Below are 13,492 nucleotides of genomic sequence, written 5' to 3'. Positions count from 1 at the left end.
CGCGCCGCACCGGTCCGTCCCGGGTTCATGCGGCGGGCACCCCGGACAGGAAGCCGGCGATCAGGGGGGCGATCCGGGGCAGGTGGTCCTCCAGGGCGAAGTGGCCCGTGTCGAACAGATGGAGTTCGGCGGCGGGCAGGTCGCGCAGGTAGGCGCGGGCGCCGGGGACGGTGAAGAAGGGGTCGCCGGTGCCCCAGGTGATCAGGGTCGGGGGCCGGTGCTCGCGCAGCCACGCCTGCCACGCGGGATAGGCGGCGACGTTGTTCTTGTAGTCGTAGAACAGCGCGCGCTGTGCCTCGCGGTGGCCCGGCAGGTCGAGGAAGTGCTGGTCGAGCAGCCAGCCCTCGGGGGCGATCAGCTCGGGGTCGGCGGTGCCGCCCTCGTACTGGGCGCGGACGGAACCGGGGGCGAGCAGATCGAGTACGGCCTGCTCGGCGCCCGGGGTGTCGGGGGTGAGGGCGGTGAACGCGCGGGCCGCGCCCGACAGGCCCTCCTCGTACGCGTTGCCGTTCTGCACGACCAGCCCCGCGATCCGCTCCGGATGCCGGAGCGCCAGGCGGAAGCCGACCGGGGCGCCGAAGTCGAAGAGGTACATCGCGAAGCGCCGGAGCCCCAGGCGCTCGGTGAAGCCCTCGACGATGTCGGCGAGCCGGTCGAAGGAGTAGGTGAACCCCTCCGGGGCCACGGTGTACCCGGAGCCCGGGTAGTCCGGGGCGATCAGCCGGTGGTCACGGCCGAGGGTGTCGATCAGCCGGCGGAACTGGTGCGAGGCGGACGGGAAGCCGTGCAGGAGCAGCAGCACCGGGGCGTCGGGGCGCTCGGGCAGGGACTCCCGGTAGAAGACGTCCACCCCGTCGACCTCGACGAAACGGTGGGCGGTCCGGGCCGGGAGGGAGAGCGTGCTTGCGACCGTCATTTCACATGCCTCTTTCCGAAAGAGATGCATTAGGTACATCCAGTGAAACCCCACCGGGCTAATGTGTCAATCGGCGGGGTTAGCATTAGCCGCATGTCTGAGAGCGAACCGCTGACCGGCGAGGCCCTCGCCCTTGATCTGGTCAACACCCGTCCGCTGAGCGGCGACGGCCGGGTGGACCTGCTCGGCACGCCCCGGCAGCTGTCCCGGTGGCTGGCGCTGGAGGCGGACCGGCTGGGCGAGGGCCACACGGCGGAGGGAGGCGCGGGCGAGGAGCCGGGGCCGGATGACCTGGGTCCCGTGCACGCCGTACGCGGGCACACCGAGGCCGTCGTACAAGCGCTGCTGGACGGGGCCGCGCCTCCCGCGGCCGCGCTGCGCGGGCTCACCGAGGCCCAGCGGGCCGCGCCGGCCGTGCGGGAGCTCCGCTGGGACGGGACGTCCGTCACGGCCGGGCCCCGCCGCACCGGCCCGCTCGGCGTCCGGTTGGCCGCGGCGCTGGCCGAGGCCGCGGCCGACCTGCTCACCGACCCGGCGATCGGCCGGCTCAAGGAGTGCGAGGCGGACGGCTGTGTGATGGTCTTCCTGCCGGCGCACCCCCGCCGCCGCTGGTGCTCCCCCGCCCGCTGCGGCAACCGGGCCCGCGTCGCCCGCTACTACCAGCGGCACAACACGGTCCGGGAGCCCAAGCCCTGAGGCGCGTCAACTCCCCTGCGGGCTGCGCATGTTCCGCACCTGCGGGGAGAGCAGCGCCGCCGCCGTCGCCAGGGTGACCAGCGCCGCGCAGCCCGCCAGCGCCCGCCCCGGGCCCACCGCCGTCGCCGCGGGGCCCGCCGCCAGGAGGCCGAGCGGGGCGCAGGAGAGGGAGCCGAACCAGTCGTAGGAGCTGACCCGGGACAGGGCGTGCTCGGGGATCTCGCGGTGGATGGTCGTGGCCCACAGGACGCCGAAGACGTCGCTCGCGAGGCCCGAGGCGAACATCGCGAGGACGATCGCCCAGAGCGGGGCCGCCAGCGCGAGCAGGGCGATCGGGACGGCGGCGGGGAAGGTGCACAGGACGGCCACGAGAAGGGGGCGGGAGACCCGTACCCGGGCGGCCAGGCCCGCGCCCGCGACGGTGCCGATCGCCTGCGCGGCCACGATGACCGACCACGCCCGCGCGCCGCCCAGGTGCCGCGTGGCCGTCAGGGGCCCGAGGACCCCCGCGTTGGCGTTGAGCGCGGCGACCACGAGGGCGTACTGCGCGACCACCACCCACAGCCACTGCCGGGAGGCGAACTCCCGCCAGCCCTCCTTCAGTTCGGTCCAGCCCGAGGAGGTGCCGCGCGGGCGCCGGGGCATCCGCAGCCGGGCCGTCAGGGCCGCGCTGACCACGAAGGAGACGGCGTTCAGCGCGAGCGCCCAACCCGCGCCCACCGCCGCGACCGTCACCCCGGACAGGGACAGGCCCAGCAGCAGGGAGGTGTTGGTGCCCATCCGCAGCAGGCCGTTGGCGCGCTGGAGGCGGTCCTTGGGGACGAGGAGCGGGACGAGGCCCTCGGAGGCGGGCGCGAACAGGGCGGTCGCCGTGCCGGCCAGGACGGCGAGGACGCACAGCGCGGGCAGCGGGGCCACGCCCGTCAGCACCATCGCGGCCAGCGCGCCGTACGCCCCCGCCCCGAGCACATCCGCCAGGGCCATCAGCGCCGAGCGGGACATCCGGTCCGCGATCACCCCGCCCACCAGCACGAACAGCAGCTGCGGCAGCGCCTGGCAGGCCAGCACCAGCGACAGCCGGCCGGGGCTCGCGCCGGGCAGCGCGAGGACCGCGAAGGCGAGGGCCACCCGGGCGAACCCGTTGCCCAGCACGGAGACGACCCGGGCGCAGAAGAGGAGGGTGAAGCGGGTGTCCCGCCACAGCGGGAGGACGGTTTCGTCCGGGCGGGGTCTGCTCGAAGACAGCGTCACGGGCGCGCAGCCTAGAGGCGGCGCGGAGGGAACACACCGGGACCGGGACGGCACGCACCGGAACCGGTCAGAATCGGAGAAGCGGTTCTTCCGCGCCCCCGGCTACCGTGGCCCGCATGGACGCCGCCGAAGCCGCCCCCGCCGCCGACAATCATGACCTGATCCGGGTGCACGGAGCCCGCGAGAACAACCTCAAGGACGTCAGCGTCGAGATCCCCAAGCGCCGCCTGACCGTGTTCACCGGGGTGTCCGGCTCGGGCAAGAGCTCGCTGGTGTTCGACACCATCGCCGCCGAGTCGCAGCGGCTGATCAACGAGACGTACAGCGCGTTCGTGCAGGGCTTCATGCCCTCGCTCGCGCGGCCCGAGGTGGACGTCCTGGACGGGCTGACCACCGCGATCATCGTGGACCAGCAGCGGATGGGCGCCGATCCGCGCTCCACCGTCGGCACCGCCACCGACGCGGGCGCCATGCTGCGCATCCTCTTCAGCCGGCTCGGCACCCCGCACATCGGCTCGCCCAAGGCGTTCTCCTTCAACGTGGCCTCGGTCAGCGGCGCCGGCGCGGTCACCGTGGAGCGGGCCGGGCGGCAGGTCAAGGAGCGGCGCAGCTTCAGCGTCACGGGCGGCATGTGCCCGCGCTGCGAGGGCCGGGGCGCCGTCACCGACCTCGACCTCACCCAGCTCTACGACGACGGCAAGTCGCTGAACGAGGGCGCGCTGACCGTGCCCGGCTACAAGGCCGGCGGCTGGAACTACCGCATGTACGCCGAGTCCGGCCTGATGGACCCGGACAAGCCGATCCGCTCGTACACCAAGCGTGAGCTGGCCGACTTCCTGCACCGCGAGCCGACCCGGATGAAGATCGCGGGGATCAACATGACCTACGAGGGTCTGATCCCGCGCATCCAGCGGTCGATGCTCGCCAAGGACCGGGAGGGGATGCAGCCGCACATCCGGGAGTTCGTGGACCGGGCGGTCACCTTCACGGTCTGCCCGGACTGCGACGGCACCCGGCTGACCGAGGCGGCCCGCTCCTCGAAGATCGCGGGGATCGGCATCGCGGAGGCGTGCGCGATGCAGATCAGCGATCTGGCCGGGTGGGTACGGGAGTTGAGCGAGCCGTCGGTGGCGCCGCTGCTGGACTCGCTGCGGGACACCCTCGACTCGTTCGTGGAGATCGGCCTCGGCTACCTCTCGCTGGACCGGCCCTCGGGCACGCTGTCCGGCGGCGAGGCGCAGCGCGTGAAGATGATCCGGCACCTCGGCTCCTCGCTCACCGATGTGACGTACGTCTTCGACGAGCCCTCCGTCGGCCTGCACCCGCACGACGTGCGGCGGATGAACGGGCTGCTGCGGCGGCTGCGCGACAAGGGCAACACGGTGCTCGTGGTGGAGCACAAGCCCGAGGTGATCGCGATCGCCGACCATGTGGTGGACCTCGGCCCCGGCGCGGGCACCGCGGGCGGCACGGTCTGCTACGAGGGCGACCTCGCGGGGCTGCGGAAGGCGGGCACCCTGACCGGGCGGCACCTGGACGACCGGGCCGCGCTGAAGAAGACGGTGCGCGAGCCCACCGGCGCGCTGGAGATCCGCGGCGCCACGACGCACAACCTGCGCGGTGTCGACGTGGACATCCCGCTCGGGGTGCTGACCGTGATCACCGGGGTGGCCGGGTCAGGTAAGAGTTCGCTGGTGCACGGGTCGGTCCCGGCCGGCGAGCACGTCGTGTCGGTGGACCAGGCGCCGATCCGCGGCTCGCGGCGCAGCAACCCGGCGACGTACACCGGGCTGCTGGACCCGATCCGCAAGGCGTTCGCCAAGGCCAACGGGGTCAAGCCCGCCCTGTTCAGCGCCAATTCGGAGGGCGCCTGCCCCCACTGCAACGGCGCGGGCGTCGTCTACACCGACCTGGCGATGATGGCCGGGGTGTCCACGACCTGCGAGGAGTGCGAGGGCCGGCGGTTCGAGGCGTCGGTGCTGCGCTACCGGCTCGGCGGGCGGGACATCAGCGAGGTGCTGGCGATGCCGGTGGCCGAGGCGGCGGAGTTCTTCGGCGCGGGCGAGGCGCACACCCCGGCGGCCCACCGGATTCTCGGCCGCCTCGCCGACGTCGGCCTCGGCTACCTCACCCTCGGGCAGCCGCTCACCACCCTGTCCGGCGGCGAGCGGCAGCGCCTGAAGCTGGCCACGCACATGGCCGACAAGGGCGGCGTCTACGTCCTGGACGAGCCGACCACCGGTCTCCATCTGGCCGACGTCGACCAGCTCCTCGCCCTGCTCGACCGGTTGGTGGACTCCGGCAAGTCGGTCATCGTGGTGGAGCACCACCAGGCGGTCATGGCCCACGCCGACTGGATCATCGACCTCGGCCCCGGTGCCGGGCACGACGGCGGCCGGATCGTCTTCGAGGGCACCCCGGCCGGCCTGGTCGCGGCCCGCTCGACGCTCACCGGGGAGCATCTGGCGGAGTACGTGGGGGCCTGAGGCTCAGCCCGCCGCCGCCACTCCCCGAGGGCCCGGAAGTCGTTCTCCGTCAGGCCGTACCGGTGGTCCACCCGGTGCGGGAGCGCCGGGCCGGGGTGATGCGCGGCGGTCCAGGCGCGGTCGGCCTCGGTGATCTCGTCGTCCACCCAGAGGAAGGACCGGCCCGCCGCCCAGGCGACCGGCGGGCGGGTCTTTCCAGTGCGGAGGGCCGGGCGGCTCGTCCTCGTCCGGCCGGCGCACGACGGGCAGCGCGGGCAGGCCCGGCCAGGGCGCGAGCACGGTGTTGGCCTCGTCCATCCAGGTGGTGGCCCGCACCAGCGCGCAGCCCAGGTCGGCGAGGCGGTGGCCGAGCGCCGGGTCGACGCGGGTGAGCAGGGGGTGTCCGGCGGCGGGCACGGGCGGGCCGTCGTGGACCGGGTACGGGCGGTCCGCCGCCCCGAACGGGATGAGCGGGCCGTCGACGTCGGGGAAGAGCGGCATCACCGTCCAGGAGCGGCCCCGGGGCGGCGGAAGGACAGCCCCGGCCCGAGAGTCCCGGCCGGGAGGCGGGCAGGCCCCTCCCCCGAGCCGCGCGGCCCCTCACCTCACCCCTCGAACCCCCGGGCCCTCAGGATCTCCTCGATCCGGGTCCGGTGCGCCCGCTCCCAGTCGTCCAGCGTCTGTGCCGCCTCCTGGGCGAGCCTGGCGCGGGCGGCGGTGAGGAGGTCGCCGGCGCGGGCGGCCGGTACGGCGACCACGCCGTCCTCGTCGGCCACCACCACGTCCCCGGCTCCGACCAGGACGCCTGCGCAGTGCACCGGCCTGCCGAAGGGGGTCGTGACCTCCTTGACGCCCGGGATGGGCACGATCCCCCGGGCGAAGACGGGGAAGCCCAGGTCGCGCACCTCGGCGAGATCGCGGATCACCCCGTCGGCGACGAACCCGGCGATGCCGCGCCGCTGCGCCACCGCGCACACGTTGCCGCCGGCCAGGGCGTAGCGCAGATCGCCGGACTCGACCACGATCACCGAGCCGGGGGCGGCGCGGTGGACGGCCGCGTGCAGCATGAGGTTGTCGCCGGGCGGGCAGCTCACGGTGAACGCCGGTCCGGCGAGGCGGGGCACCGGCCCCCACAGCGGCCGTATCCCGAGGTCCATGACCTGCTCCACGCCGAGCAGATCGGCGAGGGTGGTGGTGGGTATGTCCCGGAAGGCCGCGAAGTCCGCTGCTTCAGCGTTGAGTTCGGTCATGTACGGCACGCTACCCAGCGCCCGCTCAGAACGGCAGCGGCCGCCCGTGCACCACGTCCAGGCGGGACACCGCCCGGGTCAGCACCACGTACAGCCGGTGCGCGCCCCGCTCCTCCGCCTCGGTCACGGCGGCCGGTTCCACCGCGATGACGTGGTCGTACTCCAGGCCCTTGGCCACGCTCGCGGGGACGAGGGCCAGCCGGGCGCCGAGGGCGTCGGGCGCGGCCGGTTGGAGGCCCGCGCCGGCGAGGGCCCGCGCCAGGGCGGGCACGTCGGCGTCGGCCGCGATCACCCCGACCGAGCCCTCCCGGGCGAGGGCGCGGCGGGCGGCGGCGACCGTGGCGGCGAGGACGTCCTCGGCCGGGCGCAGGGTCAGCTCCCCGTCCGTGCGCAGGGACCGGGCGGGCGGCACCGCCACCGCCAGGCGGGCCAGCAGCCGGTTGGCCAGGGCGACGACCGCCGCCGGCACCCGGAACCCGGTGGTCAGCGAGACCACCGCCGCGTCCGGCCGGCCGAGGTGGCGCAGCTGCGCGGACCAGTCGCGGGCGGCCCACGGCGCGGTGCCCTGGGCGAGGTCGCCGAGAACGGTCAGCGAGCCGAAGACGGCCCGGCGGGCGATGGCCCGGCACTCCATCGGCGAGAGGTCCTGTGCCTCGTCCACCACGATGTGCCCGTAGCCCGCGGGGTGTTCGATCAGCCCGGACAGCTCGTCCAGGAGGACGAGGTCGGCGGCCGACCAGCGGGCGGACTTGTACGAGCGCGGCGGGCGCGCCCACCGCAGTTCCTGCTGCTCGCCGGGCTCCAGAACCCCGTCCGCCGCGCGGGCCAACTCCGCCTGTTCCGTGAGGAGTCGGGCCAGCACCTCCTCCGGGCGGACCTTCGGCCACACCAGGTCGAGCTGCGCGGTGAGCGGCCGGGCGTGCTCCATGCGCCGTACCCAGGCGGCCGGCAGCACCCCGGAGCGCCGTTCGGCGAGATCGCGCAGCCGTCGTACCACCCGGGTGCGCACCCGCTCGCGGCCGACGGCGTACGGCGGCTCCTGCGCGCGCACCTCCTCGACGATCGCGGCGAGTTCGGCGGCGCGCACCCGCCAGCGGTAGGAGCCGTCGGGCACGGCGAGGTCGCGCACGCCGTCCGTGGTCACGTGCGCGTACAGCGCCCGGCGCAGCACCTCGGCCATGCGGGGGTCGTGCTTGAGGGCGGCGGCGGGCAGGGGGTCGGTGCCGGTGACCGGGTGGCGGGCGATCTCGTCCAGGAGGGTGGACTGGCGCACACCGCCCTCGCCGAGCGCGGGCAGCACCTCGGAGATGTAGGCGAGGAAGGTGCGGTTGGGGCCGAGGATCAGCAGTCCGGCGCGCTGGAGCCGCTTGGGGTGGGTGTAGAGCAGATAGGCGGCGCGGTGCAGTCCGACGGCGGTCTTGCCGGTGCCGGGGGCGCCCTGCACGCACACCGAGTCGGCGAGGGTGGCGCGCACCAGATCGTCCTGCTCGGGCTGGATGGTGGCGGCGATGTCCCGCATCGGGCCGACCCGGGGGCGCTCCAGCTCGCGGGCGACGATGCCGTCCGGCCTGAGCGTCCCGTCCCCCTCACCGCCTCCGCCGTCCAGGCGCTCGTCCTCGAAGCCGGTGAGGTCCGCCGTCTCCCCGGTGCTGCCGGGCGCCCAGCCGAACCGCCGCCGTACCGCCACGCCCTGGGGGTCGCGGGCGCTCGCCTGGTAGAAGGCGCGGGAGACGGGGGCCCGCCAGTCGACCACCAGGGGCGGGGCGGCGGGGCTCTCGGTGAGGCGCAGCCGGCCGAGGTGGTAGGGGAGCCCGCCGTGCTCGGGGTGGTCGCGGGCGAAGTCCAGGCGGCCGAAGAACAGCGGCCCCGGCGGGAGTTCGCGCAGCGCCTTGGCCTGGCTGCGCAGCTGGTGACCGAGCACCTCGGCATCCGCGCCGGAGGCGGAGACGTCCTCGCCGATGACGACCTGTTCCGCGGCGCCCTCGACCATCGCGGCGAGGGCGGCGCGGCAGTCGTCGTGGTGGGCGCGCTCGGCGCGCAGGGCGTCGGTGAGGGCGGGGTGTGACGTCATGCCGCCCAGCGTACGACAAATTCGTTACCGAGTTAAATTTTTAACCCACTCTCATAAAGGGTCCCCGCTCAGCCCCTGGCCAGCACCGCCCCCAGCCGCCCGAACGCCCGCTGCGCCGCCCGCACCGCCTCCGGCGCGACGTCCGCGACCTTCTCCCCCGCCGCGATCCGCCGCCAGTTGTCCAGGGCGAGGATGCGCTGGACGGCGATGATCTGCCCGGCCGCGAGCCGCGCGTCCAGGTCGCCGCCGAGCGCCTCGGCGAGGGCCGCCTCCGCGCGCTCCTGGTGCCGGTAGGCGCGCGCGACCAGGGACGGGGTGCCGTAGAGCAGGGTGTGGAAGGCGAGCACCTGGGGGTGGTCGTTGAGCCCGGTGACCGGGTCGCGCCGCTCCAGTCCGGCGAGGAAGTGCCGGCGCAGCGCGTCCACCGGGTCCGGCTCGCCCGCGACCACCCGCGCGGACTCCGCCTCGTGGTCCGCGATCCGGTGCAGGACCAGGTCCTCCTTGGCCGGGAAGTACCGGAAGAGGGTCGGCTTGGAGATCCCGGCGGCCTCGGCCACCTCCGCCACCGGCACCGCGTCGAAACCCCGCTCCAGGAACAGCCGGACCGCGGTGTCCGACACCTCCTGGTACATCCGCCGCCGCTTGCGCTCCCGCAGCCCCGGCTCCGGCTCCCGCGATCCCGTCTCCCGCTCGCGCGGCTGCGACTCACCCATGGGGCGAGCCTACGCAGTGCTCAGCCGAGCCCCGGCCGGGGCAGCCCGGCGCCGGGCAGTCCCCACGGGCGCCCGGACAGCCCCAGGGAAGCCGTCGCCGCCGCGAGCGTCATGCCGTACGACGCCACCGCCCGCCGTACGTTGGGCGCGTCCAGGCTGGAGCCGGTGACCAGGCGGTCGAGGTCGACGTAGGCCGAGCGGACCAGCTCGATCCAGCGGTAGACCCGCCAGTCCCGCTGCCAGTCATGGGTGTGGCACGGGTCGAGGCGGGCCGCCCAGCGGCGGAACATGCGGTCGCGGATCTCCGGCCGGGTCGGGGTCAGGTGCATGTGCCGGACCAGTTCGTACAGCGGGTCCCCGACCAGGGCCATCTCCCAGTCGATGAGGGTGAGGGCGGGGCCGTCGTCGCGGCGCACCAGGTTCCAGGGGTTGAGGTCGCCGTGCAGCAGGGCGGGGGCGCGGTCGGTGACCTGGTGGCGGGCGAGGATCTCGCGCAGCCGGGGCGCGTCCGGCAGGCCGAGGAAGCGGGCCGCCCGCTGGGAGGGCGGCGGCAGCGCCGCGACCAGCGCGACGAGCTGCTCGCTGAGCCAGCCGTAGAAGCCGGGGCGGCCGCCGAGCGGGTCGATGCCGGCCGGGTCGACGCCGGTCAGCGCGGCCAGCTGGTCGACCAGGTGGTCCGCCTCGTGCGGGCGCAGCCCGTCGACCGGGTGGTCGGGGCGGCGGCCGAGGTCGCGGGCGCCCTCGTACGTGTGGACGGTGAACCGGTCGTCCCGGTAGCGGTGGGCGGGGTCGGCGGCGTGGCTGGTGCCGAGCGCGAGGACGCGCGGGGCGGCGACCGGCACCCCGGACCGCTCGATGGCGGCGAGGACGGCGTGCTCGCTGAGGAAGCTGCGCTCGCGGCGCAGGACGACGGTCACCTCGCGGCGTACGACGACGGGGAAGCCGGTGCCGGGCACCCGGAGCACGGTGGTGAGGTGGGCGGCGCCCTTGAACACCCGCTCGGCCGGGGCGGCGCCCTCCAGGAACAGGGCGTCGGCGACCGCGTGGTGCGGGAAGCCGGGGTGCTCGGGGACCCGCCGGTCCGGTGTCCAGGCGATGGCCCGGGGGCGCGGGCCGGGCCGGGCGGCGCCGCGCCGGAAGAGGACCCGCTCGATCTCGCCGGCCCCGGGCACCCGGCCGAGCCGCAGCGGTTCGGTGGCCGCGCGCAGGGCGTCGCCCACGGTGGCGGTGGCCCGCTCCAGGGACTCCGGGTCGAAGGAGCGGCCGAGGGCGCGCACCGCCCGGACCACGTCGGTGTAGAGGGACTGGGCGTGTTCGAGGGCGAGGTAGTGGGGCAGGTCCTTGCCGAGCCCGGCGACGGCGGCGGGCCGGGTACGGGCCACCGCGTCGGCCCAGGCGCGCACGAGCGCCGCCCGCTCGGGCTCCGGGCGGCGCGTGCGGACGAGATGGACGAGGTGGACGGCGAGGTCGTACAACGGGTCGCCGTAGCTTGCCAGTTCCCAGCCGGTGCAGTGCAACCCGTCGTCCGACACGACGAGTTGCGTGCCGCGCAGGTCGCCGTGGAGCAGGACGTACGGGCGGCGGGTCAGTGCGGGCACCCGGTCGGCGAACCGGGCGAGCGCGTCCTCGGGGACGCCGAGCGCGGTGAACAGGCCGCCGTACCTGCGCCAGCCGGCCCTGCGGATCTGCCGGTCGGCGAGGTGGGCGAAGGTGCGCAGGAAGCCCTGGGAGTCGGTGTGGTTGCGCGGCCAGTGCGCAGGCAGCGGGGGCAGCGCGCTGCCGCGCACCGGGGCGAGGGCGGCGAGCAGCGCGGCGACGTCCCCGGGGAGCGGCGCCCGGCCGTCCACATGGCTGTGGATGACATAGCCGTCCCCGGCGGCCAGACACCGCGGCGCCACCCCCGGCAGCACCCGGTGGACCGCGCGCAGGATCTCCGCCTCGCCCTCCCAGGTGCGTACGGCCGGTGCCGCGTCCGGACGGGGCAGCCGGACGGTCACGGGCGTGCCCGGGGGCCGGCCGAGCGGACCGGCGAGCGGTTCGGGCAGCGGCAGTACGTGGTCGCGGTGGCGCGGGCCCTCACGGGTCGCCCCCGCGGCCGCGGCACGGGCCGCGAAGGCACGGCACGCGGCGTCCGTCCGCATGGCTTCGGCGCGCTCCCCCGCGACGGTAGGGGGAACCGACGGTGCGCCCACTGGCCGCTCCGGGATCGATCGCACAAAGGGGGAGGACCTGCCGGGCGGCGGGTCCGGGGAAACGCTAGTCCCCCGTGGTGGCCGGTACGGCCTCCGGGCGCGGTGGAGTAGCCCAACGGGTGGTCCGCCGCCCGGCGGTGCCGGTCCGGCGGCCGGGGCCCGGCAGCTCGCCGCGCCCCTGCCCGCGTATCCGCGGCCGGACGGTGACCCGGCCGCGCAATCCGCATGCTAGCCGGTCCCCCGGCCACCCCTGAGCAGGCGCAACAACGGTTCCAGCGACCGTACGACGTGTGCGGCGCCGGCCGCGCGCAAAGGTTTCTCCTTCGCCTCGTTGCGGGCGTAGCCCAGGAAGGGGACCCCGGCGTCGCGGGCGGCGGCGAGGTCGGAGGGGGTGTCGCCGATCATCAGGGCGGCGGCGGGGGCGGCGCCCATGGCCCCGAGGGCGCGCAGCAGGCAGTGCGGGTCGGGCTTGAGGTGGTGCAGGTGCTCGGTACGGCCGTACAGGTGCGGGGCGAAGCAGGCGGTCAGGCCCCGGGACTCCAGGTAACTGCGCACCACGCGGGGCGAGTTGTTGGTGGTGACGGCGAGCCGGGTGCCGACGGCGGTCCAGGTGCGGATCAGCGGGTCGGCCCAGGCGGTGGGCAGCGCGGAGGCGGCGGCCCGCAGCTCCTCCTGGGTGAGGCGCTCCTCCAGGCCGGTCACGAGGTCGCTGCCGGGCCGGCGGCGGCCCACCGCGCGCAGCACCACCTGGGGGTCCGGGGTGCCGCGTTCGGCCGGGGTGAGCAGGCCGTGCAGGCCCTGCCGCTCCAGCCAGGCCACCAGGTCCGCGGCGATCCGCTCGGCCTTGTGCGTGGCGAACAGCCGGCAGATGGGTCCGTCGAAGTCCCACAGCACGACCCGGGCGGAAGTGATCAGTACACGAAGCTTCTCGATCTCGCTCGCATCAGAAGTCGTATCAGAAGTCACTAGGAGAGTGTCAGGTCCGTGGAGATGGTTTCCCAGAGGGCGTCGAACCACTTCTGCGATTCCTCCACGAACGCCGCGTCCCGCTGCCCGGCGCCCCGCTCGAAGGAGAAGAGCAGGGACTCGGAGCCGACCGCGTCGTACATCTCCAGCGTCCCGCTGTCGGTGGGCTCGGCGCGGCGCGTGATCATGTAGTGCGCGAAGAGCGCCTCGGCCCCGTTGAGCAGGTACAGCTTCACCGGCGGGGTGAACGGCAGCGCCCGGAAGGTGACATGGACGTCGATGTCATGGGTGCCGCGCAGGGCCTGGAGGTTGTACTGGAGCACCTGGCCCTGGGCGTTGCGCATGGCCAGCCAGCGCTGGTGCACCGCGTCGTCCTCCGCGCTCCCGGCGTCGACCGAGACCGGGAAGGCGAGGCTGATCTCCCGCGAGGGCAGCAGGACGCGGGCGTCGATCCGCTCCGGGCGCAGCTTGCCCTCGTGGATCAGGCGCAACGGTTCGCCGAGGGCCGGGATCAGGCTCTGCGCGGTCAGGCAGACGGCGTCGATGCGCACCCGCGGCGCCGCGAAGGCGTCGGTCAGCCGGGGCGCGAGGGCCACCATGGTCGGCTGGGGCTCCCCGGCCCCGGACCGCTGCTCGGCGACCCGCGGCGGGCTGCCCTTGGTGACGCCGCTGAGCAGGCCGTCCTGCTGGAGCACCCGCAGGGCCTGGCGCACGGCGCCGCGCTCGACGCCGAACTCCTCCGCCAACTCGGCCTGGGTGGGCAGCCGTTCGCCCGGCCGCAGGATTCCGGCCCGCATGCGCTCACGCAGGACGCCCGCGATCTCCTGGGGGCTGCGTCTGCCGCTGCCGTTGACTGCCATGTGCTCCTGGGTCACCACCAAACGTTACAACTTCCGTCCATCTGAGGGGAGTTGCCGAGAAGTTGTTTATAGAGTGCCACCAAGGGGGGACAACTTAAACAGAGTTGGTTGC

10 protein-coding genes and 1 pseudogene are annotated in these 13,492 nt (G+C 74.8%); 2 read left to right on the top strand and 9 right to left on the bottom strand.

Annotation, left to right across the window (positions count from 1 at the left end; genetic code table 11):
* Positions 1-25 precede the first annotated feature (25 nt).
* Positions 26-916 (bottom strand): alpha/beta hydrolase, encoded by an 891-nt coding sequence (locus GHR20_RS19755; RefSeq protein WP_153813933.1) that lies wholly within the window; start codon positions 914-916, stop codon positions 26-28.
* A 93-nt stretch (positions 917-1,009) separates the two neighbouring features.
* Here GHR20_RS19755 and GHR20_RS19750 point away from each other — a divergent pair, with 93 nt between their 5' ends.
* Positions 1,010-1,612, top strand: coding sequence for a CGNR zinc finger domain-containing protein (locus GHR20_RS19750; protein WP_153813932.1), 603 nt, complete (start codon positions 1,010-1,012; stop codon positions 1,610-1,612).
* Between the two features lie 6 nt (positions 1,613-1,618).
* Here GHR20_RS19750 and GHR20_RS19745 read toward each other — a convergent pair whose 3' ends face one another.
* A complete protein-coding gene (locus GHR20_RS19745; RefSeq protein ID WP_194858925.1) occupies positions 1,619-2,863 on the bottom strand; it encodes an MFS transporter in 1,245 nt (414 codons plus the stop codon).
* A 116-nt stretch (positions 2,864-2,979) separates the two neighbouring features.
* Here GHR20_RS19745 and GHR20_RS19740 point away from each other — a divergent pair, with 116 nt between their 5' ends.
* A complete protein-coding gene (locus GHR20_RS19740; RefSeq protein ID WP_153813930.1) occupies positions 2,980-5,349 on the top strand; it encodes an excinuclease ABC subunit UvrA in 2,370 nt (789 codons plus the stop codon).
* A 26-nt stretch (positions 5,350-5,375) separates the two neighbouring features.
* On the opposite strand, the pseudogene GHR20_RS19735 reads toward GHR20_RS19740, so the two are convergent.
* The 7 genes and pseudogenes from GHR20_RS19735 to GHR20_RS19705 form a co-directional block, all read right to left on the bottom strand.
* A pseudogene (locus GHR20_RS19735) lies at positions 5,376-5,829 on the bottom strand (hypothetical protein); the annotation flags it as partial.
* 104 nt (positions 5,830-5,933) lie between these two features.
* Positions 5,934-6,578 carry an RraA family protein gene (locus tag GHR20_RS19730; RefSeq protein WP_153813929.1) on the bottom strand — a complete coding sequence of 215 codons (645 nt, stop codon included), beginning with the start codon at positions 6,576-6,578 and terminating at the stop codon, positions 5,934-5,936.
* Positions 6,579-6,603: 25 nt separating this feature from the next.
* Positions 6,604-8,649, bottom strand: coding sequence for an AAA family ATPase (locus GHR20_RS19725; protein ID WP_153813928.1), 2,046 nt, complete (start codon positions 8,647-8,649; stop codon positions 6,604-6,606).
* A gap of 68 nt (positions 8,650-8,717) precedes the next feature.
* Entirely contained in the window at positions 8,718-9,362 is a 645-nt protein-coding gene (locus tag GHR20_RS19720; RefSeq protein ID WP_153813927.1) for a TetR/AcrR family transcriptional regulator, read from the bottom strand.
* Between the two features lie 20 nt (positions 9,363-9,382).
* Positions 9,383-11,503: an aminoglycoside phosphotransferase family protein gene (locus GHR20_RS19715; RefSeq protein ID WP_243878079.1), complete on the bottom strand. Its 2,121-nt coding sequence runs from the start codon at positions 11,501-11,503 to the stop codon at positions 9,383-9,385.
* A 279-nt stretch (positions 11,504-11,782) separates the two neighbouring features.
* Positions 11,783-12,520: an HAD family hydrolase gene (locus GHR20_RS19710; protein WP_243878078.1), complete on the bottom strand. Its 738-nt coding sequence runs from the start codon at positions 12,518-12,520 to the stop codon at positions 11,783-11,785.
* Positions 12,520-13,401 (bottom strand): GntR family transcriptional regulator, encoded by an 882-nt coding sequence (locus GHR20_RS19705; protein ID WP_181516365.1) that lies wholly within the window; start codon positions 13,399-13,401, stop codon positions 12,520-12,522. Before GHR20_RS19705 ends, GHR20_RS19710 begins: the two co-directional genes overlap by 1 nt.
* Positions 13,402-13,492: the final 91 nt, after the last annotated feature.

The sequence above is a fragment of the Streptomyces sp. SUK 48 genome, from assembly GCF_009650765.1.
In the GTDB taxonomy this organism is placed as follows: domain Bacteria; phylum Actinomycetota; class Actinomycetes; order Streptomycetales; family Streptomycetaceae; genus Streptomyces.
Note: the sequence above shows the minus strand (reverse complement) of the source record. Positions and strands in the feature narration are given on the sequence as shown.